At 37.1% G+C, this 24,155-nt stretch carries 28 protein-coding genes; 24 read left to right on the top strand and 4 right to left on the bottom strand.

Annotated elements, in window-relative coordinates; translation table 11 throughout:
- The first annotated feature begins 421 nt into the window (after nt 1-421).
- The 15 genes from aroC (at nt 422) to B371_RS23555 (ending at nt 13,507) form a co-directional block, all read left to right on the top strand.
- Nucleotides 422-1,603, top strand: a complete 1,182-nt coding sequence (aroC, locus tag B371_RS0113175) for a chorismate synthase (RefSeq protein WP_019414793.1) — start codon at nt 422-424, stop codon at nt 1,601-1,603.
- A 3-nt stretch (nt 1,604-1,606) separates the two neighbouring features.
- Nucleotides 1,607-2,713: a 3-dehydroquinate synthase gene (aroB, locus tag B371_RS0113170; RefSeq protein ID WP_019414792.1), complete on the top strand. Its 1,107-nt coding sequence runs from the start codon at nt 1,607-1,609 to the stop codon at nt 2,711-2,713.
- Nucleotides 2,710-3,075 (top strand): chorismate mutase, encoded by a 366-nt coding sequence (gene aroH, locus B371_RS0113165; protein WP_019414791.1) that lies wholly within the window; start codon nt 2,710-2,712, stop codon nt 3,073-3,075. The genes aroB and aroH overlap by 4 nt, the downstream gene beginning before the upstream one ends.
- 24 nt (nt 3,076-3,099) lie before the next feature.
- Complete coding sequence (gene hisC / locus B371_RS0113160) at nt 3,100-4,200, top strand: histidinol-phosphate transaminase (RefSeq protein WP_019414790.1); 1,101 nt, start codon at nt 3,100-3,102, stop codon at nt 4,198-4,200.
- Nucleotides 4,197-5,300 (top strand): prephenate dehydrogenase, encoded by a 1,104-nt coding sequence (locus tag B371_RS0113155; RefSeq protein ID WP_019414789.1) that lies wholly within the window; start codon nt 4,197-4,199, stop codon nt 5,298-5,300. Before hisC ends, B371_RS0113155 begins: the two co-directional genes overlap by 4 nt.
- Before the next feature lie 52 nt (nt 5,301-5,352).
- Nucleotides 5,353-6,660, top strand: a complete 1,308-nt coding sequence (gene aroA, locus B371_RS0113150; RefSeq protein WP_019414788.1) for a 3-phosphoshikimate 1-carboxyvinyltransferase — start codon at nt 5,353-5,355, stop codon at nt 6,658-6,660.
- A 70-nt stretch (nt 6,661-6,730) separates the two neighbouring features.
- Entirely contained in the window at nt 6,731-7,990 is a 1,260-nt protein-coding gene (locus B371_RS0113145; RefSeq protein ID WP_019414787.1) for a tetratricopeptide repeat protein, read from the top strand.
- Nucleotides 7,991-8,003: 13 nt separating this feature from the next.
- Nucleotides 8,004-8,558 (top strand): ReoY family proteolytic degradation factor, encoded by a 555-nt coding sequence (locus B371_RS0113140; RefSeq protein ID WP_019414786.1) that lies wholly within the window; start codon nt 8,004-8,006, stop codon nt 8,556-8,558.
- A 52-nt stretch (nt 8,559-8,610) separates the two neighbouring features.
- Complete coding sequence (locus tag B371_RS0113135) at nt 8,611-9,066, top strand: YpiF family protein (protein ID WP_019414785.1); 456 nt, start codon at nt 8,611-8,613, stop codon at nt 9,064-9,066.
- Nucleotides 9,067-9,217: 151 nt separating this feature from the next.
- Nucleotides 9,218-9,721: a ubiquinol-cytochrome c reductase iron-sulfur subunit gene (locus B371_RS0113130; protein ID WP_019414784.1), complete on the top strand. Its 504-nt coding sequence runs from the start codon at nt 9,218-9,220 to the stop codon at nt 9,719-9,721.
- Nucleotides 9,722-9,741: 20 nt separating this feature from the next.
- A complete protein-coding gene (gene qcrB / locus B371_RS0113125) occupies nt 9,742-10,416 on the top strand; it encodes a menaquinol-cytochrome c reductase cytochrome b subunit (protein ID WP_019414783.1) in 675 nt (224 codons plus the stop codon).
- A gap of 40 nt (nt 10,417-10,456) precedes the next feature.
- Entirely contained in the window at nt 10,457-11,221 is a 765-nt protein-coding gene (locus B371_RS0113120) for a menaquinol-cytochrome c reductase cytochrome b/c subunit (RefSeq protein WP_019414782.1), read from the top strand.
- 503 nt (nt 11,222-11,724) lie between these two features.
- Entirely contained in the window at nt 11,725-12,324 is a 600-nt protein-coding gene (locus B371_RS0113115) for a DUF1405 domain-containing protein (RefSeq protein ID WP_026023058.1), read from the top strand.
- 62 nt (nt 12,325-12,386) lie between these two features.
- Nucleotides 12,387-13,067 (top strand): zinc metallopeptidase, encoded by a 681-nt coding sequence (locus B371_RS0113110; RefSeq protein WP_019414780.1) that lies wholly within the window; start codon nt 12,387-12,389, stop codon nt 13,065-13,067.
- 275 nt (nt 13,068-13,342) lie between these two features.
- Nucleotides 13,343-13,507, top strand: coding sequence for a hypothetical protein (locus B371_RS23555; RefSeq protein WP_019414779.1), 165 nt, complete (start codon nt 13,343-13,345; stop codon nt 13,505-13,507).
- Nucleotides 13,508-13,861: 354 nt separating this feature from the next.
- Here B371_RS23555 and B371_RS0113100 read toward each other — a convergent pair whose 3' ends face one another.
- Nucleotides 13,862-14,731, bottom strand: a complete 870-nt coding sequence (locus B371_RS0113100) for a YitT family protein (protein ID WP_019414778.1) — start codon at nt 14,729-14,731, stop codon at nt 13,862-13,864.
- A 110-nt stretch (nt 14,732-14,841) separates the two neighbouring features.
- Between B371_RS0113100 and B371_RS0113095 the strand changes: the two genes are divergently transcribed.
- From B371_RS0113095 to panD, 9 genes are all read left to right on the top strand, one after another.
- Nucleotides 14,842-15,174: a nucleotide pyrophosphohydrolase gene (locus tag B371_RS0113095; RefSeq protein WP_019414777.1), complete on the top strand. Its 333-nt coding sequence runs from the start codon at nt 14,842-14,844 to the stop codon at nt 15,172-15,174.
- 2 nt (nt 15,175-15,176) lie between these two features.
- Nucleotides 15,177-15,971, top strand: coding sequence for a 4-hydroxy-tetrahydrodipicolinate reductase (dapB, locus tag B371_RS0113090; protein WP_019414776.1), 795 nt, complete (start codon nt 15,177-15,179; stop codon nt 15,969-15,971).
- An 18-nt stretch (nt 15,972-15,989) separates the two neighbouring features.
- Nucleotides 15,990-16,394, top strand: a complete 405-nt coding sequence (gene mgsA / locus B371_RS0113085; RefSeq protein WP_019414775.1) for a methylglyoxal synthase — start codon at nt 15,990-15,992, stop codon at nt 16,392-16,394.
- Nucleotides 16,395-16,409: 15 nt separating this feature from the next.
- On the top strand, nt 16,410-17,552 hold the full coding sequence (gene bshA, locus B371_RS0113080; protein WP_019414774.1) for an N-acetyl-alpha-D-glucosaminyl L-malate synthase BshA: 1,143 nt from the start codon (nt 16,410-16,412) through the stop codon (nt 17,550-17,552).
- Complete coding sequence (locus tag B371_RS0113075) at nt 17,539-18,735, top strand: CCA tRNA nucleotidyltransferase (RefSeq protein WP_019414773.1); 1,197 nt, start codon at nt 17,539-17,541, stop codon at nt 18,733-18,735. The genes bshA and B371_RS0113075 overlap by 14 nt, the downstream gene beginning before the upstream one ends.
- Nucleotides 18,713-19,696, top strand: a complete 984-nt coding sequence (locus tag B371_RS0113070; RefSeq protein WP_019414772.1) for a biotin--[acetyl-CoA-carboxylase] ligase — start codon at nt 18,713-18,715, stop codon at nt 19,694-19,696. Before B371_RS0113075 ends, B371_RS0113070 begins: the two co-directional genes overlap by 23 nt.
- Before the next feature lie 214 nt (nt 19,697-19,910).
- A complete protein-coding gene (panB, locus tag B371_RS0113065) occupies nt 19,911-20,747 on the top strand; it encodes a 3-methyl-2-oxobutanoate hydroxymethyltransferase (protein WP_019414771.1) in 837 nt (278 codons plus the stop codon).
- The gene (panC, locus tag B371_RS0113060) at nt 20,744-21,598 is read left to right on the top strand and encodes a pantoate--beta-alanine ligase (RefSeq protein ID WP_019414770.1); all 855 of its coding nucleotides are present in this window, start codon (nt 20,744-20,746) and stop codon (nt 21,596-21,598) included. Before panB ends, panC begins: the two co-directional genes overlap by 4 nt.
- A complete protein-coding gene (gene panD / locus B371_RS0113055; protein ID WP_019414769.1) occupies nt 21,598-21,981 on the top strand; it encodes an aspartate 1-decarboxylase in 384 nt (127 codons plus the stop codon). The genes panC and panD overlap by 1 nt, the downstream gene beginning before the upstream one ends.
- Nucleotides 21,982-22,216: 235 nt before the next feature.
- Here the strand turns inward: panD and B371_RS0113050 are convergent, their stop codons facing one another.
- Genes B371_RS0113050 through B371_RS0113040 form a run of 3 tightly spaced genes read right to left on the bottom strand, consistent with a single transcriptional unit; the run spans nt 22,217 to nt 23,779 of the window.
- Nucleotides 22,217-22,486 carry a DUF3006 domain-containing protein gene (locus B371_RS0113050; RefSeq protein ID WP_019414768.1) on the bottom strand — a complete coding sequence of 90 codons (270 nt, stop codon included), beginning with the start codon at nt 22,484-22,486 and terminating at the stop codon, nt 22,217-22,219.
- 4 nt (nt 22,487-22,490) lie between these two features.
- Nucleotides 22,491-23,531 (bottom strand): MBL fold metallo-hydrolase, encoded by a 1,041-nt coding sequence (locus B371_RS21805; protein WP_019414767.1) that lies wholly within the window; start codon nt 23,529-23,531, stop codon nt 22,491-22,493.
- A gap of 5 nt (nt 23,532-23,536) precedes the next feature.
- Nucleotides 23,537-23,779 carry a hypothetical protein gene (locus tag B371_RS0113040; RefSeq protein ID WP_019414766.1) on the bottom strand — a complete coding sequence of 81 codons (243 nt, stop codon included), beginning with the start codon at nt 23,777-23,779 and terminating at the stop codon, nt 23,537-23,539.
- Nucleotides 23,780-24,155 lie beyond the last annotated feature (376 nt).

Below are 24,155 nucleotides of genomic sequence, written 5' to 3'. Positions count from 1 at the left end.
TGTGGGTACTTTCAATTTAAGTGATAGGACGATTTTTCAAATTTAATTTTTAAACTATATTTGATCATGGTTATTTTAAACAGGAGAATGATTGCAGTGGAAGGCGGCGACTCCTGTGGGACTAGCACGAACTGAAAGCCCCGCAGGAACGCAGTGACGAGGAGATTGAAGGCGTGCCCACGGAAAGCGTCCGCCTGAAACGGAAATCCTAGATTTAAATAGAAAGTTGTCTATTAAGGTCCGGGCGTACTATTTGCCCGGTTTTTCTTATGAGTTGATTTAGTATAAACTTTATATGTGACGAGCCAAAAAGAAAATGTCAATTTGACATAATTTATTCGAAAATGAACGATGATAATGAAAATATTTTGTGTTATAGTGTTAATTAAAATACTTTAGCGAGTTGAAGGGGGAAAGTGTTATGCGTTATTTAACAGCTGGTGAATCACACGGTCCACAATTGACCGCCATTATTGAAGGATTACCTGCTCAATTAAACATTACTGCCGAGATGATAAATAAAGATTTAAAAAGAAGACAAGGGGGGCACGGTCGAGGGAGACGAATGCAAATCGAAACCGATACAATTGATATTACTTCAGGCGTGCGGCACGGTAAAACATTGGGCTCACCCGTTGCATTAGTAGTGACAAATGATGATTGGAAACATTGGACACATGTAATGGGCATTGCACCATTAGAAGAAGGATTAAACCCGGAAGATGTAAAACGTCAGATCACGCGTCCACGTCCTGGTCATGCTGATTTGGTCGGTGGTATGAAATATGGTCATAAGGACTTACGCAACGTCTTAGAACGTTCTTCTGCCCGTGAGACAACAGTTCGAGTTGCTGTAGGAGCAGTTGCGAAGCAACTATTAGCTGAACTAGGCATTAGTATCGTTTCTCACGTTACTGAAATTGGTGGCGTTAAAGCTGATGTTACTAAAAGTAATGACTTATCAGTTTCACAAATTCGTGAAATTATCGAATCCGATCCAGTATATTGTATTGACCCAGAAGCTTCGAAGTTAATGGTTCAAGCAATTGATACGGCAAAAGAAAATGGCGATTCTATTGGCGGAGTTGTAGAAGTCATTGTTGAAGGTATGCCTGCGGGTATAGGAAGTTATGTCCATTATGATCGCAAACTTGATGCGAAATTGGCCATGGCCGTGATGAGTATTAATGCCTTTAAAGGTGTTGAGGTAGGAATGGGATTTGAAATGGCACGCAAGCCTGGTAGTCAAGTTCATGATGAAATAGTGTGGGATCAAGAAAACGGCTATACAAGAACAACGAATAGATTAGGTGGATTAGAAGGAGGTATGTCTACAGGAATGCCGATTGTGATACGCGGTGTGATGAAACCTATTCCAACTCTATATAAACCTTTACAAAGTGTAGATATATCCACTAAGGAACCATTTAAAGCAAGCATTGAGCGTTCGGACAGTTGTGCAGTACCGGCTGCGTCTGTTGTAGCTGAGCATGTAGTTGCATGGGAGATTGCAAATGCCATCTTAGAAAAATTCCATAGTGATCAAATGCCACAACTTTTGGATTCAATTAATCAACATCGTTCTTATACGAAGGAGTTTTAAAGAATGCAAACCATTTCTATCGATACGAAGAATAAGCACTATAACGTTTATGTAGGTTCTGGCATATACGAAACTGCATTGCCTATCTTCGAAAAGCAATTACAACGAGCAGACCATGTGGTTATATTTGTAGACGAAGTGGTTGCAAAACTTCATTTAGAAAAATTATTGATGCCTCTTCAAGCCATTATTAATAAATCAGTGCATGTATTTGAATTACCTGCAGGAGAGACTAGTAAATCCATAGAAACATTCATGGCTTGTCATTCATTTTTACTCGAAGTAGGTTGTACAAGAAAATCAATTGCTTTCGCCCTTGGTGGTGGTGCATGTGGAGATGTAGTTGGTTTTGTTGCCTCTACATTTATGAGAGGAATTCCTTTTTTTCAATGTCCAACGACCATATTAGCACATGATAGTGCAGTTGGTGGAAAAACAGCAATTAACCATCCACAAGGGAAAAATATGATTGGTTCTTTTTATCAACCCGAAGCTGTAATCTATGATATCTTGACGTTGAGCACACTGCCTAAGCAAGAAATTTTGTCAGGTATGGCAGAAGTAATTAAACATGCACTAATTTCTGATGAACATTGGGTAGAAGAATTAGTGTCGTTTCAATCATTTGATGAGATTTCAGCTGCGCAGTACTTATCTTATCTAGTAAAAGGTATTGAAGTGAAAGCGGCGATAGTAGAAGCTGATGAGTTTGAACTTTCTGTTAGGAAATATTTAAATTTAGGTCATACGTATGGGCATGCAATAGAAGCATCTACTGGATATGGAAGAATAACACACGGGGAATCTGTGGCAATCGGACTGGTCATTGCTCTCTTACTAAGTGAGAAAGTACAATCACTTGAAAAAGGGAACGCGAGAAAACTATTTGACGGTCTTTGTTCATTAGGGTATTCTTTTGCTCCTGTGTTAAAACATGAAGTGGATACACTTATTTCCTACATGAAAAGAGATAAAAAAGCTTCTTTCGGAGATCTTCATTTTGTATTACTTGAACAAATTGGACAACCGTGTGTGCAAATTGTAACAGTAGATGATGTCAAATTAGCACACAAGCAATTAAATATATGGATTAGGGAGGTGTACAAATGATTAGAGGGGTTCGAGGGGCTACAACAATTCCAGAAGATTTATCATCACATATATTAATAGAAACTGAAAAACTTGTATTAACAATGGCGAAGGAAAATAATATTAGACCTGAAGATGTAGCATCTGTAATCGTTTCTACGACAACGGATATTGGAGCTGCATTTCCAGCAAAAGCGGTACGAAGTATTCCTGATTGGACATATGTACCAGTTATGTGCACACATGAAATGGATGTGCCAGGCGCAATCAACTTGTGTATACGTGTACTAATGCAAGTCAATACGGAAAAAACACAACGAGATATTCATCATGTATATTTAAATGAAGCGATAAAATTACGACCTGATTTGTTAAATATATAGTTGAGAAAGTAGAGGCGAAAGACGATGAAATGGAAAAATCAATTAACAGGAATGAAGCCTTACCAACCTGGACGTTCCATTGATGAAGTGAAAAAGATGTACAATCTTGAAAAAATCGATAAGCTTGCTTCCAATGAAAATCCTTTTGGTTGTTCACCTAAAGTCCAAGAATTTTTGGATAATCAAACAATTAATTATGCTCTATATCCGGATGGTTATGCAGGTAATCTTCGTCAGGCATTGGCAAAAGTAGTAGGAGTTGAAGAAACCCAACTGTTATTTGGAAATGGTTCTGATGAAATTATTATGATGATTTCTCGAGCATTGCTTCAACCTGGAGTGAATACAGTTATGGCTACCCCTACTTTCCCGCAATATCGTCATAACGCAGTTATTGATGGTGCAGAAGTTCGTGAAGTTCAACTTGTAAATGGCAATCATGATTTGCAAGGAATGCTTGATCAAATCGACATCAATACAGCAGTTGTTTGGTTGTGTTCACCAAATAATCCAACAGGAACATTAATTGAACAAGATAAGTTAGATGAATTCATTGAAAAAATGCCTAAAGATGTACTAGTTGTTTTGGATGAAGCTTACTTTGAATACATAACTGCCCCCTCTTATAGGAGCTCCATTGAGTTGATAGAAAAGCATGAAAATGTCATTGTATTACGTACATTCTCAAAAGCATATGGACTAGCTGGTTTTCGTATCGGATATGCAGTAGCACAAGAGGAACTGATTAATCGGTTAGATCCAGTTCGAGAACCATTTAACAACACGTCTAATAGCCAAGCTGTTGCCTTCATTGCCCTCCAAGATCCTTCATTCATTGAAACATGTCGCATTCAAAATGAAGCTGGCAAGAAGCAATTTGCAGATTTTGCAACTCAAAACCGACTTCATATGTACCCCACACAAGGGAATTTTGTGCTCATAGAAGTGAAAGTTGATTCGGATTTAGCATTCGAAAACCTGGTGAAGAAAGGGTTTATAATTCGTAGTGGGAATGCTCTAGGGACGCCCGGGTATATTCGGGTCACCATTGGTACTGCTCAGCAAAATAAAGAGTTCTTACAAAGGCTAACAGAGGTATTAAGAGATGCTGAGGTCCTTGCATGACTACGCAACAAGTACTAATTGTTGGATTAGGATTAATTGGTGGTTCACTTGCTTTAGCTATTCAAAAAAATCCTAAGGTTCAAGTGATTGGTTTTGACTTGGATTCACACACGGTTAGAAAAGCTAAAAAATTAGGTGTCATTCACGATATGGCTTTCAATCTGGAAGAATCAGCAAAAAAAGCTGACTTCATTATTTTTGCTACACCTGTTAATGCCACGTTACAGTTAATGAATGAAGCACAAAATTGGCAGCTTAAAAAAGGTGTAATTCTATCAGATACAGGGAGCACGAAAAAAATCATAATGGAAAAAGCAAGTGTGCTTAAACAACTCGGACTTACTTTTATTGGAGGGCATCCTATGGCGGGGTCTCATAAAAGCGGTATTGAAGCTGCGAAAGCACATTTATTTGAAAATGCATATTATATGATCACTGCATTAGAGAATGAAAATGAACAACAAATTCAAAAACTTGAAACTATATTGCACCCAACAAAAGGGAAGATACTTCGAGTTTCTGCGGAAGACCATGATCACATGACAGCCGTTGTTAGCCACTTCCCACACATCGTAGCGGCATCTCTAGTTCATCAACTTGCAGGTGAAAATGAAGAATACCCTTTCACAAGGCAACTTGCAGCAGGGGGGTTTCGAGATATCACTAGAATTGCATCTTCAAACCCAATTATGTGGAGGGATATTACGGTTCAAAATCGTCTTGAACTAGTTAAACAACTAGATAAATGGCAAAATGAAATGGATACGGTTAAAACGCTACTCATGCAAGCTGAACCAGCAAATATTGAACATTATTTTTCTAGAGCCAAATATGTAAGAGATGAATTACCAATAACGTCTCAAGGTGCAATGTACTCTGTTTATGATTTATATGTTGATGTTCCAGACTATCCTGGTGTCATTTCCGAAGTGACTGGACTACTAGCAAAACATTTGATTAGTATTACAAATTTGAGAATTGTCGAATCGCGTGAAGATGTATTCGGAATTTTGGTGATTAGTTTCCAAACTGCTGAAGACCGGAAGCGTGCAGAGAAAAGCATCCACCAGGATACAAACTACGAAACATATATCTCCTAGGCGAAGCAGAAAGCACATAGTCAGGTGAATATTATAAAAAAGGCGTGAGTTTATGATTGATTCCATCATATTGCAAGCAAATCAAAATCCTCTACAGGGTTCCCTACGAGTACCTGGGGATAAGTCAATTTCACATCGCGCAGTTATGTTTGGTGCGATGGCAAAAGGTAAAACAACGGTTTCCGGTTTTTTACTAGGGGACGATTGTTTAAGTACAATCTCATGTTTCCGAAAACTAGGTGTCGATATTCAAGTGACCGGCACCAATGTCACGATCAATAGCGATGGGATGGAAAATTGGAATGAACCAATAGAAATTCTAGACACAGGAAACTCTGGAACGACAACAAGATTAATGCTTGGAATTCTAGCGGGATCTCATTTACATAGTGTACTTGTTGGTGATGAATCAATCGCTAAAAGACCGATGAAACGGGTCATCGATCCTTTAAGACAAATGGGTGCTCAAATTACAGGGAGAAGTGGTGGCCAGTTTACCCCTCTTGCTGTGCAAGGAACAAAATTAACAGCAATCGACTACAAGATGCCTGTCGCTAGTGCACAAGTAAAGTCTGCTATATTGCTTGCGGGTTTGCGAGCAAAAGGTATAACTATCGTTCGTGAATCCGAAGTATCACGCGACCATACAGAGCGTATGTTACGTCAGTTTGGTGCACAACTCACTTCCGCAAATGGTGTAATTCAATTTCCGGGTGGACAGATGCTTACTGGAACTCATGTAGATGTTCCTGGAGACATTTCTTCAGCAGCGTTCTTCTTAGTTGCGGGAGTTATTGCCAAAGGAAGTCTTATTCGTTTGATTCATGTAGGGTTAAATCCAACACGGACAGGGATATTAGACGTTCTAAAGCAAATGGGGGCTCAGCTCGAAATAGAACCAAACGACTCTGAGAGTGAAGAACCAACAGGAAGTGTGACTATTAGATCTTCAGAATTGAAGGGAATTGAAATTGGGGGGGACTTAATTCCTCGATTAATTGATGAAATCCCAATCATTGCCTTGCTAGCTACACAAGCGCATGGTACTACCATTATTAAAAATGCAGAGGAATTAAAAGTAAAAGAAACAGACCGTATCGCAGCGGTAGTCGATGAATTGAGGAAGTTAGGTGCTAATATAGAGGCTACTGATGATGGGATGATTATAAAAGGTCCAGTAACTTTATCTGGAGGGAAATTACAATCATATGGAGATCATCGAATAGGTATGATGGCTGCAATTGCTTCTGTCGTATCTACACAACCAATTGAAATCGAACAAGCCTCGTGTATTTCCGTATCTTACCCAAACTTTTTCGAACATCTAAAAACTGTGTCATCTTTTGAAACTCTCCGCTAGCGGGGAGTTTTTTCTTGTGAATGGGATAACCGTGTTGTAGCATATGGTAAGAATAGAAAGAGAATAGGTGATGAAGATGGAAAGTAGTCAACAATTTATCGATGCAATAGAAGCTGGGGATATACAAAAAATCCAATCCTTAATTGAACCAATGCAACTATCAAGTGAACCTGATGCTCAATATGAAATTGCAAACATGCTTCTCCGTGCGGGATATTTAAAAGAAGGTGAGCAAATTCTAGAACATCTTCAATTTTTGTTTCCAGAAGAGGCGCAGTTGAAAATAGATCGAGCACAAGTTCTGATGGAAATCGACCAAGAGGATGAAGCACTTTTGTTACTTACAAGTATTGAAGAACATGAAGAGGAATATCCTCAAGCACTTTTAAGTTTAGCTGATTATTATCAAATGCAAGGATTTTATGAAACTGCAGAACAAAAAATTAATCAAGCTCTAGCATTAATGCCTGACGAACCGTTATTAGTATTTGCAAAAGCTGAGTTGCTGTTCGAAACAGGAAAATATTTAGAAGCTGTTCGATTGTATGAAAATTTAAAAGAACAATCAGAAGAAATTGGTGGAATCCGCTTATCAGAACGCTTAGCTGAAGTATATAGTACGGGTGCTGCTTATGAAGAAGCGATTCCATTTTATGACGAATCATTATTACACCATGTAACACCTAATTTACTTTTCGGACTCGCTTATTCTGCTTTTCAAGCTGGCCAGTATGACCTGTCCGTACGCAAGTTGATTGAAGTCAAAACACTAGATCCTGATTATTTTTCTGCTCACTTATTACTGTCACAGGCATATAGCATGTTGGATGAACATGATCAAGCATACGCAGCGATTTTAGAAGGTTTAAGTCGTGATGAGTATGACAAAGAGTTATTTTTATTCGCAGGAAAAATGGCTTTAAAAATAGGCAGAACGAATGAAGCTGAACAACATCTGAGAAAAGCAATTGCTTTAGACCCAGAATACATGGAAGCTACATTGACACTAGTATCATTTTTACATAGCGTTGAACGATATGAAGATGTTATCGAACTAGTAGAAATGGTTTCAACTAACCAAGATGATTGGTCAGCTTTATATCCAATTGTGGCAGACGCTTATGCTAAAGAAGAAAATTTTAAACGTGCATACGCATTTTATTCTTTGGCATATACTGACCATAAGGAAGACCCCAACTTTATGGAAAAGTACGTTTATTTTCTTCTAGAAGAAGGAAAAAGAGATGAAGCCCTCGAAATAGGTAAACAATTACTACTGCTCCAGCCAAATGAGGAAAGATGGCAAGACTTGATTGAATCTTTTTCGTGAAAGGAGGAGTTATATGACCGCATCTGTTTCTGTGATGGAAAAGAAAGAATTTGTCCGATGGTTTTTGAAAAGATATCAAATGAAACGTCGAGAGTGCGTATGGATCCTCAATTACTTATTAAGTCATGATGATTTACTCCAGAAAGTCCATTTTGTTGAAGAAGCCCATTATTGTCCACGAGCGATGGTTATGTCTGTTACAGAATCGACTGGTGTACCGTTTCGCTTCTACAAAGGGAACTTAATGACTGCAGATGCTGAAAAATCATTTCATGACTTACGCTTACATCCAAATGAAGACATGTTTATTCAATTAAACTTTCCTAATGTACCACCAAGCTCTGAATATTTAGCGGTATTAGAAGAAAATCCTTTCATGCCAAAATATTTACACATTAACGACAAAGATCGTCTCATTGCAGAAGAAGTTTTGAAAATAAGTATGGAGTCTTTTAGAAAAGAAAATATACTAAAACAAATTGATGAAGCTCTAGACGCTAATGATAAAGAACGATTTATAGAATTGTCTAAATTGTTACAAGGGATGAAAGAATCGTCTAAATCTTAACTTCATCGTTTACGCGATGAAGTTTTTTGTTGAAAGAGGGAATGAGAAATATATGTACTGGAACTCAAAAGATATGAGTGTATTTTTAGAACAACAAGAATATATTGATACTGCCGTTGTGCCATTGTTATTAGTTGATGGACAAGCTAGCAAGCTTAAACAAAACGCGTCAAGCGTAGAATTTATAATGGCACTTACGGCATTTATTGAAAATCAATTTAAAGGTAGAGTGGTTTTAATTCCACCTGTCACTTATACACAGCGAACAAATAGGGAACAACTTGGAACAGAATGGGACGAGATGTTGAAAGAAGCAGGTTTTAAGCACTTGTTCTTCATTTCTAGTGATATGAGGTGGGGAACTGAATCTAGCTCGTTAGATGTAATTTACACGCCATCCATACCTTTAGAACATATGGATAAAAAATTACGTCAATCAGTTTTAGATGACCAGTTGAGACAAATAATACCCGTATTTGCAAAACGATGGGCAAATTCTACTAAATAACTTTCAAGGAATGTTCACAAAGTCCATAAAGCTATTAGCGGAATATTGACCTCTGTTTTTTATTGAGCTATCATAGAACTGTCCTAGTTTTACTATTTTACGTATAAGTATGTCCATTGGACTGACCTTTAAAGTTAGAGGGGGGAAAAGGATGAGTAATAATCGGGTATCAAGACGTCAATTTCTAAACTACACATTAACTGGTGTTGGAGGTTTTATGGCGGCAGGTATGTTAATGCCAATGGTTCGTTTTGCAATTGATCCAGTATTGCAAAAATCTGAAGGTGGAGATTTTGTACCGACAGATAAAAAAGTGGCAGAACTTACTGAAGTGCCAGTTCGAGTAGATTTTTCTTATGAACAAACTGATGCATGGTATGTTCATGATGTCACAAGCTTTGCTTGGGTTTACAAAGAAGGCGACAGAATTGTTGCACTATCTCCAGTTTGTAAACATTTAGGTTGTACTGTTAGTTGGGCAGGTTCTCCAGACTACCCAGATCAATTCTTCTGTCCATGTCACGCTGGTCGTTACCTGAAAAATGGCGACAACGTCCAAGGTACGCCACCACTTGGACCGTTAGATGAGTTCGAAGTACAGGTAAAAGATGGGCTGTTACAAATCGGTAAAACACGACCAAATACATTAGTTTAAAGTAAGGGGGTACGACGTCAGTGCTAAATAAGATCTATGATTGGGTGGATGAACGTCTGGATATTACTCCTATTTGGCGTGATATTGCAGACCATGAAGTTCCAGAGCACGTTAACCCTGCACACCATTTTTCTGCATTCGTTTATTGTTTCGGGGGATTAACGTTCTTCATTACAGTGATTCAAATTCTTTCGGGTATGTTCTTAACAATGTACTATACGCCTGATATTGAAAATGCATGGAAATCTGTTTACTACTTACAAAATGAAGTAGCATTCGGTGAAATTGTGCGTGGTATGCATCACTGGGGATCTTCACTAGTTATTGTAATGATATTCCTCCACACGTTACGTGTATTCTTTACAGGTTCTTATAAGAAACCTCGTGAACTTAACTGGGTAGTAGGCGTAATGATTTTCGGAGTAATATTAGGATTAGGTTTCACAGGTTATCTACTTCCTTGGGATATGAGCGCGTTGTTTGCAACTAAAGTAGGTATTGAAATTGCTGCATCCGTTCCGTTTATCGGAGGCATGATTAAAACCTTACTAGCCGGGGACGCAGAAATTCTTGGTGCACAAACGTTAACACGATTCTTTGCGATTCATGTATTCTTCTTACCAGCTGCTTTGCTTGGGTTGCTTGCAGCACACTTTGTCTTGATTCGCAAACAAGGTATTTCAGGACCACTATAAGATACAACGTCTTTGAAGATTTCGAAAAGGAGGGGACACTATGCATCGCGGAAAAGGGATGAAATTTGTCGGGGATTCTCGTATACCTGCTACTCGTAGTTCGAATGTACCAAAAGACTATTCAGAGTATCCGGGTAAAACAGAAGCTTTCTGGCCAAACTTCTTATTGAAAGAATGGATGGTTGGTGCAGTTTTCTTAATTGGTTTTCTAATCTTGACTGTTGCACATCCAACAGGACTTGAACGTCAAGCAGATCCAACAGATACAGCATATATTCCATTACCAGATTGGTATTTCTTATTCCTATATCAATTACTAAAATATGAATTTGCTTCTGGCACATCATACAATGTAATCGGAGCAATCGTTATGCCAGGTCTAGCATTTGGTGCACTAATGCTTGCGCCATTCATGGACAAAAGTAAAGAGCGTCGTCCATTTAAACGTCCGTTACCTACAGCGTTTATGTTGCTAGCTCTTGCATCAATCATTTTCTTAACTTGGGAATCGGTTGTTAACCATGACTGGGTTGCAGCAAAAGCTCAAGGTGAAATTCGTGAAGAAGCAGAATTTGATACAGAAGCAGCAGGGCATCAAATTTACTTAGAATCATCCTGTATTAGCTGCCACGGTAGTGCGTATGAAGGTGGCTTAGGACCATCCCTTGCAACTACTGATAAAACAGCTGAAGAAATTGCTGATATTGCAGTAAATGGTATTGGTTCTATGCAAGCAGGAATGTGGGAAGGTACCGACGAAGAACTTTTAGAGTTATCTAAATTTATTGATGAGTTATCTCCATGATTTATCTTAAAAAGAGTCAGGCAACTGACTCTTTTTTTTACTGAAAAGACAACGGCACTCACCAATTCTGTGTTAGTAGTGTTGTTCTGTTTTATAATATCAACAAAAGGTTGCTTATTTTTCATCAGAAAATATATGACTATAGCGAGCCAAGAACTCTGTATTCATGGTGTTTTTAGTATATAGAGACAACATGGTAAAACAGAATTTCTTTGGTCGACTCTCGTTTACCCAATTAAGGTGAGTCGTGATTTCCTTCTTTAGAAGTTTTCTCTCAGTCGAAGGATTTAGGTATGAGTACTTTCATTTTAAAAGATCGGACGATTTTTTATATTTATTTTTTAAACTATATTTGATCACGTTTTTTTTAACCAACGGAAATCATACCAGAAACCAAAGTGGATACTGTGTTCTTGCTTAAAGGACCGGGCGCACTTGCCCGGTTTTTCTTATACATAATGAAAGTGTTTTTCGTATTTTTTGATAAAGGAGGCGGAATAAAAGTGAATCCAATACTCACACAAATTAAATTCTTGTTATTTCATAAAGTTTTTATGTGGACATTACTAATTGTTAATATTCTTGGTACTATCTATGGCTACTATTGGTATAGATTTCAACTTGAAATTACAGATCCACTATTTCTGATTTTCGTTCCAGATAGTCCAACAGCAAGTTTGTTTTTCTCCATTGCATTGTTTGGCTGGTTAATTGGCAAGAATTTTAAACTTATTGAAGCTCTCGCATTAATTACATTAGTAAAGTATGGACTATGGGCAGTAGTTATGAACATTTGGACAGACTTTGTAGCTGGTCCAATTGGATTTGTTGGATGGATGCTTGTGGTTAGTCATTTCTCAATGGCTATTCAAGCATTACTCTATATTCCAAAATATAAATTTAGATGGATCCATTTATTGATTGCTGCTATTTGGACGTTACATAATGACGTCATTGACTATGTGTTTGGACAAATGCCCATTTATAGTCGGTTGTCTGAGTATACTCAATCCATTGGCTACTTTACCTTTTGGTTATCAATTGCATGTATACTAATTGCGATTAATGTCATAAAGTTGTCACCAATTGAGCAAACTAAATAGTTGTACAAATGTTGTATGAGCTATAAAATAAGAAGTATCTACAAAATAGGAGGTTGGTCGATTTGGGAGGATTTATAATCTACTTTGCCGTACTATTATTGTTACCACTATACGCGCAATTTAAGGTCAAACGCACGTATAAGAAGTATTCAAAAGTACGTTCAACTTCTGGTATGACTGGTGCTCAAGTAGCACGTTTAATTTTAGATCAAAACGATTTGAGAGATGTGAAAGTCGTTGAAAGTAAAGGATTTCTAAGTGATCATTATAATCCGATGACAAAAATTGTTGCGTTATCATCACAAAACTACCATGAAGCATCAGTGGCTGGTACAGCAATTGCTGCTCACGAAGTGGGACATGCGATTCAACATAAAGAAGCTTATTCATTCTTGAAACTTCGTCACAAGTTAGTACCTGTTGCTAATATTTCTTCAAACGCGTCATGGATTTTCGTCATGATTGGTATATTTGCAACAATGCCTAACATGTTGCTATTAGGTATTGTATTGCTTGCAGTAGGTGTTGTATTTCAAATTGTTACTTTACCAGTTGAGTTCAATGCTTCAAATCGTGCAATGACTGAGATTGTATCTCATGGAGTTATTCGCAATGAAGAAGAAACACACGCTCGTAAAGTATTAAATGCTGCTGCGATGACATATGTAGCTGCTACTGCAGTTGCAGTTTTAGAATTACTTCGTTTAATATTAATGTTTACAGGCATGAATCGTTCAGAATAGAATCAAAAACTCACGAGCATGTACCCATGTGCTCGTGAGTTTTTTGATAGAAAGAGTATCGGCTTAGAACACCTACAGTGAGTCAAAATAATATTCTACATCTGGGTCCTATAGAAACAGCCGAAGATACAATTTCGGCTGTTTTTTCTTTCTACAAACAGAGAGCAGGTTGATTGGAGAACTCGTTTTGAATCAAAAGTATTTCTATTCTAATGAATGATAGAGTTTTTTATACCTTTTTTGAGAAGAAGTGAAGTATATAGCGTTTTTAGTCATTGGCATTACTAACAATTGATGGGTATTCAATGAAATATGAGATGAGCGATTGCTCAGTTGTAAAAATTGGTGTCCAAGTTGGAAAAAAGGGTATCCAAGTTGGAATTTTGGGACTCCAAGTTGGAAAAATCACAATCCAAGTTGGAAATTGCAGAAAAAAGTAAAATCCAACCCGACCTAAAGATTTTTTTCGGTGGTGTGAAATATTTAAATTGAAGAACAGTGTAACTTCAACCTATACAATTGTCAGTATGGAGATAACCCTAAACGGAAAAAACCTACGCAATCTAAAAAATATAGAAAAAGTCAGAAATAGTATGATCTTCGGCCGGGTCTTCTATAAAATCATTGTCTATTTCACATTAACCCACATCAAAAATACGAAATATCTATTGGTTGAAGGGGCGTGTCGGACGGGAACCCGTCGCAAGATAGCCTGTACAAAAGAAAGACGATTGAGTGACAAAGTCACTTCAATCGTCTTTAACCAAAGAATAATATGTAAAATAACCTTTTTTTTAATCAATTGGTCGTTTTAGTTCGTCTAGCGTAAATCCTTCACCCATGACATCGTGAACTTCTGTTACTGACACAAACGCATGAGGATCGACTGATGTTATAATATTTTTTAGCCGGACTATTTCATTACGTCCAACTACGCAATAGAGCACATTGCGTTCAGTTTTTGTGAAATGACCAGTGCCGCTTAATACAGTTACACCACGTTCCATGTCAAGTGCAATTCGGTCAGCGATCTCACTTTGAAATTCTGATATAATGAGCGCTCCACGTGCTGCGTAAGCACCTTCTTGCACAAAGTCAATGACGCGAGCACTTATAAAGACTGCAACTAATGTATACATCATCGAGCGGTGATCTAAAAATGTTAACCATGACAGTAAGATAACCCCTGCATCAAAGATAAACATCGTTTTACCCATGCTCCATCCAAGATATTTGAATGCAAGTCTTGCAATGATATCTACGCCACCAGTTGTGCCACCATATCTGAAAATGATACCTAATCCAATTCCTAAAAAAACGCCAGCAAATAATGATGCTAAAAATAAATCGTCTTGAATGTGAATATTTATTTCGTAAATTAGGAAGATTTTTAAAAATATTGATACTGAAACCGTTCCGATAACCGTATAAACAAATACTTTTCTTCCTAGAAGACGCCATCCGATAATAAACATTGGTATATTTAATAATAAGTTCATCAATGCGGGATCTAGTTTAAAAACAAAGAATAAAATTAATGTAATCCCACTAAATCCGCCTTCGCCAAGTTGATTTTGAATGTTAAAATGAACAAAACCAAAACTAAAGATGGCTGCTCCAAGCATAATGAAAAAAACATTTTTAAATTTAATACCTTTTAGCATAGAAGCACCTCAATTTCTCAAAAAAAGAACACTACGTTATTATCATGTATATAAAGTGTTTTGACAACATTATTTCTTAATATTACGGTAGGATTAGGAGAGTGATATGAATGATAAATGAAAAAACGATTCAAACCTTACAAAAAGAAGTAGATGACTATATTGGACAATATAAAGAAGGGTATTTCCCTCCTTTTGAAATGCTTGCTAGAATGACTGAAGAACTTGGAGAATTAGCAAGAGAAGTACAGCATGTCCATGGCATGAAAAAGAAGAAATCAACAGAAGCCACAAAAAACATGGAAGAAGAATTAGGAGATTTACTATTTGTTCTCATATGTTTCGCAAATGCTGAGAAAATCGATATGCAGCAGGCACATGATCGTGTAATGGACAAGTTTAACTCTAGAGATAAAAACCGTTGGACATTAAAGGAGGAATAAGTATGATTAGAGTTGCAATTGGTGGTCCGCGTGGAAAAATGGGACAACAAGCTGTACATACCATTATGAATAATGAGAATATGGAATTAATAGCGGTTCTTGACCATAAAGAAATAGGAAAAGTATTAAGTGAATTTCCAGGATTTCCAGCTAGTTATGATATACCCGTATTTCTAGATTTAGAAAGTTTGATTTTTTCAACCAAGCCTGATGTATTCCTTGATTTAACCACACCACATCAAGTATTTGAACATACAAAGCTTTGTCTCCAGAGTGAAGTTAGACCTGTAATTGGAACAACAGGATTTACTGATGAACAATTACAACAATGCAAAGTACTTTCTGAAAAATATCAGGTAGGATGTATTGTGGCACCAAATTTCGCTATTGGTGCTGTATTGATGATGAAATTTGCCGCAATGGCAGCTGCTTATTTTCCTGATGTTGAAATCATTGAAATGCATCATGACCAGAAACTTGATGCTCCCTCTGGTACTGCATATAAAACAGCTCAAATGATCGCGGAAGTACGACCTTTACATAAACAAGGCCATCCATTAGAAGAAGAAACGATAGCAGGAGCTAGAGGTGCATCCTACGATGGAATTCCAATCCATAGTGTACGTTTACCTGGATTAGTTGCTCACCAGCAAGTTTTATTTGGGGGAGATGGCCAACTCTTTACACTACGCCATGATTCATTTAACAGGCAGTCATTTATGTCAGGCATTACATTGTCAATTACTCATGTGATGGACTTAAAAGAACTGGTCTACGGACTAGAAAATATAATATAAAAGTAGGGTGGGGGATTTATGAAAATTGCTTTGATTGCTCATGATCGAAAAAAAGATGATTTAATTCAATTTGTTACTGCCTATCGTGATATTTTGGCGCAACATGATTTATGTGCAACGGGTACAACAGGAAAACGGATTATTGATGAAACGGGACTGCATGTCTTGCTATTTCAATCCGGGCCACTTGGCGGAGATCAACAAATCGGTGCCATGGTCGCAAATAATGAAATGGATATGGTTATCTTTTTCCGCGATCCTTTGACGGCTCAACCTCATGAACCAGACGTTACAGCACTTATTCGTTTATGTGATGTATATCAAATTCCCTTAGCAACAAATATGGGAACAGCAGAAGTATTATTAAAAGGTCTGCAAGAAGGATTTATCGACTGGAGACTGTTACAAGAAAGACGCTCGTAGAAGGGAGTGACTGTGATGAAGAAATTAAAAATTGGCATCACTTGCTACCCAACAATAGGGGGCTCTGGTGTAATTGCGACAGAATTAGGAAAGCTACTTGCTGAGCGTGGCCATGAAATACATTTCATCACATCAAGCATGCCATTCCGTTTAAATCGTATGATTCCAAACATGTTCTTTCATCAAGTAGAAGTAAATAGTTATTCGGTGTTTCAATATCCTCCTTATGATATTGCTCTGGCCAGTAAAATGGCAGAGATCATCAAAAAAGAGAATTTAGATATTCTTCACGTCCATTATGCTATCCCACATGCTGTATGCGCTGTTTTAGCTCGTGACATGTCAGGACAACGAGTAGGAATTGTGACAACGCTCCATGGCACTGATATTAGCGTTTTAGGTTATGATTCATCTCTTTCTGGTGCTATTCGTTATGGAATAGAAAAATCAGATATTGTCACTGCAGTTTCAAATTCGCTAAAAGAACAAACTAATCATTTAATACAACCTAATCAAACAATTGAAACCATCTATAATTTTGTAGATGAACGTGAATATTATCCCGATAAGCCATCAAATTTAAAGTCATACTATAACATTCAAGATAATGAGAAAGTGATTATTCATGTTTCAAACTTTCGCAAAGTTAAACATGTTGAGGATGTCGTATCAAGTTTTGCTTATATTCGAAAAGAAATGCCTGCAAGATTATTGCTCGTTGGTGATGGACCAGAAATGAATAACATTATTAAACAAGTTGAATCCTTAGGTTTGAAAAATGATGTTCTTTTTTTAGGAAAACAAGATAATGTTTCCGAACTTTATGCGATAAGCGATTTAAAACTATTACTATCGGAAAAAGAGTCGTTTGGCTTAGTTATGTTAGAGGCTATGGCATGCGGAGTCCCTGGAATCGGCACAAATATAGGTGGAATACCCGAGGTTATTGATCACGGCCATAATGGATATATTGTTCCTTTACATGATGTTGAAGCTGTAGCCTGTTATGCATTTAAAATATTGACAAACAAAGACTTACATAACCGTTTGAGAACTAATGCAATCGACAAAGTTTCTCGGAATTTTCATTCTTCATTAATTGTCTCTCAGTATGAAAAAGTTTATGAGAAAGCAGTTCTTCAACATGCTCACAACTGAACAATGGCAAGCAGGAAAAAATATTATAAGCACGCTAAAGCATAATGGATTTGAGGCTGTATTTGTTGGTGGAGCAGTACGAGATTATGTTTGCCACAAAGAAGCAAACGACATTGATATTGCGACAAGTGCTTTACCTAATGAAGTGAAAATAATATTTAAAAGAACTGCAGATGTGGGACTGGCACATGGCACTGTGCTAGTCATTGAAAAACAAGTTCCAATTGAAGTAACAACTTTTCGTACTGACGGTGAATATACAGATCACCGTAGACCAACTGATGTAAAGTTCGTGCGCTCTCTAGAAGAAGATTTAAAACGTAGAGATTTTACAATGAATGCACTCGCCATGACAGATAGCTTCCAAATCATTGACTTATTTAACGGGCAACAAGATCTCCACAATAAAATAATTCGAACAGTAGGCATGCCAATTGATCGATTTAAAGAAGATGCATTGCGAATGCTTCGAGCTATACGATTTACTGCACAACTAGGTTTTTCCATCGAAAAGAATACTTTTGAAGCGATAAAATCATGCGCAAAAGATATTTCATATGTGTCCATTGAACGAATAACAGCTGAACTTGAAAAAATGTGGTTAAGCACCAATTTAAATATAGGCTTGAACGCCCTTACTAAAAGTAATTTAGTAAATTATTTACCAGGCAATTTCCGATTCACCCATGAAAAATGGGCTCAGTTAGGAAATCCACAAGATGTTCTAGTATGTTGGACTTTTTTATGCTTACTTCACGACAAACCAAATGCTTTAGAGCTTGCAAGAGTTTTTAAATTATCCAATGATTTAAAACAACAGATAAATCAACTAGTCAAAGCAACAGAAATCCGTTATGAACGGCAATACACGATTGATGACCTTTATCAATTTGATGAATCATACCTTATTCACGCAGAAATGTTGTCACGTATAGTTTGCAGTGATATTGAACTTATGCCAATTGAGGGTATTGTTAAAAGAAAACGTTCGTTACAGATTCAATCAATTCGTGATTTAGTGATTTCGGGAGACGATTTGATGAGGTGGTATAACAAACCTGGCGGACCATGGCTTAAAGTGGCACTTACTAAAATAGAACATGCTGTACTACATGAAAAAGTGGTGAACGATTCTACCGAGATAAAGGAATGGATAATGAATGAATTCAACAGTGAAGTTTGAAATTACTAAACGTTTTTTAGCGGCAAAGGGTCAACCAGTTTCGGGTCAACAATTGGCTAGTGAATTTGGATTGTCGAGAACTGCTATTTGGAAGCATGTTAAAGAACTTGAAGAAGAAGGGTTTAGTATCGAAACGGTAAAGAAAAAAGGATATGTATTAACAGCGTCTCCTGATACTTTACAAGCTGTCAAAATAGATCAATATTTAACAACAAAACGTTTCGGTCGTAATATTCATTACCAAGTTACTTGTCCATCTACTCAGCCAATTGCTCATCAACTTGCACAAACGGGGGTTGCTGATGGGACAGTTGTAATATGTGAAGAACAAACTGCGGGTAAAGGACGTTTAGCAAGGCCTTGGACATCGACTCAAGGTAAGGGGATATGGATGAGTGTCATTATTCGGCCAGATATTCCACCAACTAAAGCTCCTCAATTTACACTCGTTGCAGCTGTAGCAGTAGCCAGAGCTATAGAAGATATCGCTAAAGTTCGTGCGGAGATTAAATGGCCTAATGATTTGCTGATAAATGGTAAGAAATGTACAGGGATTTTAACAGAGCTTCAAGCTGATATAGACCGAGTCCATTCAATCATCTTAGGTATTGGTGTCAATGTTAATCAACAACAAAGTGATTTCCCTGAAGAGATTCAATCTATTGCTACTTCTATACAAATGGCTGCAGGGCATCCAGTGGACCGTGCAAAACTGGTCGCAAGTATATTGCATCATCTAGAAATTTATGCGGATATGTATGTTAAGCATGGGTTTGAACCATTGAAAATTCTATGGGAAAGTTATTCTTGTACGTTAGGTAAGCGAATCAAAGCAATTATGGTTCATGAAGTAATTGAGGGTATTGCGCTTGGTATTACCAATGAAGGCATTTTACAAATTAAGTCGGATGATGGTCAAATCCATGGAATTTATTCTGCTGACATTGAGATTCAAAAATAACATGTTTTCTGTTATAGTAAAGAGTGAAGGGCAGTATCTGAGTAGAACTGCACCTGATGAACAAATAACATCACATGAAATAAATATTTCGCCTTGATCTTAATTGACAGGGACGGAGGAAACCAATTCTTGTAAACACACAACCCTTCTGTCCTAATAGTGGACAGAAGGGTTTTTATTTTTGGTTTTCTCTCCGAAGAGGGGGAGTTTGAAAATGAAAACAACAACAGAATTCATGAAAATGAAAAAGGATAACGATAAGATTATTATGTTAACTGCTTACGATTATCCATCAGCTAAACTTGCTGAAAATGCAGGGGTTGAAATTTTACTCGTTGGAGATTCTCTAGGGATGGTGGTTCTTGGATATGATTCAACAGTTTTAGTAACAATGGAAGATATGATTCATCATGGAAAGGCAACTAGACGCGGAGCTTCTGACACATTTTTAGTAGTTGATATGCCATTTGGTTCATATCATGGATCAGTTGATGTAACCATGGCTAATGCAGTTCGGTTATTCCAAGAAACAAAAGCACAAGCTTTAAAAATTGAAGGTGCAGACGAAGTCATAGATGTCATTCGCTTATTGACTCGTATTGGAATACCTGTTATTGCACATCTTGGCCTACTACCACAGTCTGCAAGCGTATCAGGGGGATATAAAGTTCAAGGCAAAACAGCTCATGCTGCGCAAAAACTAATTGAAGATGCAAAGTCTTGTGAAGAAGCTGGCGCTTTTATGGTCGTTCTAGAGTGTATTCCTTATCAACTGGCAAAAACAATCACTGAAATACTATCAATCCCAGTGATTGGAATTGGGGCAGGGGCAGATACAGATGGACAAGTACTTGTTTTTCATGACACAGTCACTTATGGAAGTCATCATATGCCGAAATTTGTAAAATCCTTTTCACAAGCTGGCCAAGAGATTTCTGCTGGATTAATACAATACGTAGCAGAAGTTAAAAACGGAGAATTCCCTTCAGCTGAACATCGATTTACGATGAAAGATGATGAATATCAGCAATTATATGGAGGAAAACAATGATACAAGTACAATTGATAGAGGAATTAAAAAATAATATTAAAGAAGCAAAGTTTTCAAACAAAAGTATTGGTTTTGTACCAACTATGGGTTACTTACATGAAGGTCATATGTCTCTGGTCAAACAAGCGAGAAGAGAGAATGACTATGTAGTTATGAGTATCTTTGTGAATCCTGCTCAATTTGGACCCAATGAAGATTTAGCAAAGTATCCTCGTGATTTACAACGAGATTCAAAAATGGCAAAAGAAGCGGGAGTAGACTTATTGTTTTTCCCTCAAGTAAATGAAATGTATCCTCAAGATGGTGGCATTTCGATACAAGCAGGAACACAAGCAAATATACTATGTGGTTCTTCAAGACCAGGACATTTTGATGGTGTATTAAAAGTAGTCACAAAGCTTTTTCATTTAGTTGAACCAAAGACAGTTTATTTCGGACAAAAAGATGCTCAACAACTCGCGATAATTGAAACACTGGTTAAAGATTATAATTTCCCGTTGGAAGTCAGAAGGGTAGAAACTGTAAGAGAACCAGATGGACTAGCTAAAAGTTCACGTAACGTTTTCCTTAGTCCAAAAGAACGTTCAGAGGCACCAATGATTCGAAAAGCAATTAAACTAGGACATGAACATTTTAAATTGAATCAAGATATAGCAAGAGCAAAACAAATAACTATTCAACACATTGAAGATAACATATCCGGAAAAATTGATTATGTGGAGTTATTAAGTTATCCAAGTCTGACAAATGACCTATTAAATGACACAGATGTTATTTTAGCGGTAGCAGTATTCTTTGAAAATGTACGCCTGATTGACAATATGATGTGGAACATAAAGGAGAGGTATTAATGTTACGTATGATGTTGAATTCAAAGATACACAGAGCTGTTGTGACGGAAGCGGATTTAAACTATGTAGGAAGTATTACAATCGATCAAAATCTCTTAGACGTGGTTGGTATGCTACCAAATGAAAAAGTTCATATTGTAAACAATAATAATGGAGCTCGGTTTGAAACCTATATCATTTCAGGACAAAGAGGCAGTGGTGTGATATGCGTAAACGGAGCAGCAGCACGTCTAGTTCAAAAAGGGGATGTGGTTATCATTTTATCGTATGTTTATATGATGAACGAGGAAGCAAAAGATCATAAACCAACTGTAGCCATCATGAACGACAATAATTCTATCCGTGACATCATTAGCTATGAACCGGAAGCAACAGTAATGTAATAGAATCCGGGTCTGAAAGAGTTCGGGGATCATTGCTATTAAGGTGCTTTAGAACACCGAAACCAATGTGAATAAGAGGAGAGGAGCGAAGTGATTTTACTTTGCTCCTTCCTTTTTAAATATACTGTAGAGTAGTTGATTTCAATTCTGACAAAAGAGTGAGAATAGAGATGAAAGGAAAAAAGAATAAATTTAGGGAATAAAAAAATGATTAGTCTGATCAAATATTTTAAATTTAGTTCCTCTTGAAACGGCTTCCTCTGCCTTTTTCCTTTAACTTATTAACCTTATTCGTAATTTCTTCGTTCAAGTTTGTTGTTTCTTTCATATTTATTGAAATTTTCGAGAGATCATTATTTATTATCTCTACATCAAACCACATTCCAACTTTACTTCCTTCGGGCAAATCATTCACTTGAATAATGAATTCTTTTCCTACCTCATCAACTAAAATAACAGCATGTTTTCCTTCTTCAATACGGTCCAATACACCTTTGTTCGTCATATTTTCATCCTCCTAAACAAGCCAATCCTTGTGACTTGATATCGTTTAATCTACCAGCAGCTATCCCATTAATTCTTGCCAAGTCTTCTATTGAGCTAAATGGACGAAGTTGTATCAACTCTTCTACACGAGCCGGGCCGAAGTGTATAATGTCTTGTAATTCTTCTGAAGATGCTGTGTTGATGTTTATGCAACTTCCAGAAACCGATTCTTTTGGTTTAGAAGTAGCGTCATTGCTTGTTTCAGTATTATTTGAAGTTGTATTTTCTGAAGATGGTGTAACATTTCCATCTTTTTTTGTAGTTACCTTATACGTTGTACCATCGGTTTTGACAATGATAGTGACATTTATATGCGTAGAGTATAGATCAATACCTTTATCATTTATCCTTTTAATTACTTCAGCGTGAGGATGTCCAAATTGATTATTTTCACTGGTTGAAATTATGGCAACTTTGGGATTCACTTTATCTAAAAAGGCTGAAGTATTTGAAGTGTTCGATCCATGATGTCCTACTTGGAAAATATCCGCCGATAGGTTTTGACCGCTGTTAATCATTTTCCTTTCGCCTTCTTCTTCAGTGTCTCCTGTAAACAAGAAAGTGACATCACCATACGTTATTCTTAGTGAAACTGAGTCATTCTGAACATCTCCACTGGCACTGGTTGGGTTTAATACTTCAATAACTAGTGGACCGATGTCATATACTTCCCCAGCTCTAGGTTCATGGTATCCAACGTCATTTGCTTCTATGGCATCTATCATGCGATTAAACACTTGGGAATTGGAAAGGTTACCTGATAACCAAACTTCATCAACATCAAAAGTATCGATGATTTTATCGATCTGGCCAATATGGTCAGCATGGGGATGTGTGCCTACTACAATATCGATATTGGATACTTTTTGGGCGTCCAAGTAATTTACTGCATTACTAGAATTCCAATTTCCGGCATCAATTAAAATTCTGTAATTTTCCCCTTCGTGAGAATACTTTAATAGTGTCGCATCTGCTTGACCTACATCAATATAATGTACTTCCAAGCCTTCTAATTTTGCAATTGTGGAGCTATCGTTAGGGTTACCCTTCGTATTTTCATCTGTTTTTTCAGGTTGTTTGGTATTATTGCCATTGTTTGCTTCGTTAGAAACTTCCCATCAGGTTCTTCATTTTTTACGTCTTCAACAACTGTTGTTTGTTTTTCATCAACGTTTGTTGTGATATCAGTACCGCAACCTGCCAAAAAGATAGCAATTACACTAAATAAACCTAATAAAAACCTTCTTTGCATACAAACCCTCCTGGTAAATATAAGTCGACAACTCTTATTCTGACCATACTACAATATAATCGCAAATGATTCATTCATTATAAAAAGGTAATGGACGCTTTATGAAAATTTACAAAAGTATATATATTTGATGTACCGACTCCTGCGGGAAAAGCGAGACAGGTGAGTAGACCCCGCAGTAGCGCTAGTGAGGCCACTGAAGAAATTACTACAATCAAATAAAGCGAGCTTATTCTCAATTTCTAAGAGGATAGGCTTCTCTATATTATAAAGTAGAAGTGTTCTTTAATTTAGTTTACATATTTTCTCTATTCCAACTTGGAACGTGATTTTTCCAACTTGGAGTCCCAAAATTCCAACTTGGCTGCTCATTTTT

The organism is Paenisporosarcina sp. TG20 (genome assembly GCF_000286315.1).
Classification (GTDB): domain Bacteria; phylum Bacillota; class Bacilli; order Bacillales_A; family Planococcaceae; genus Paenisporosarcina.
The sequence above is the reverse complement of the archived record's forward strand: the minus strand, read 5'-3'. Positions and strand labels throughout refer to the sequence as shown.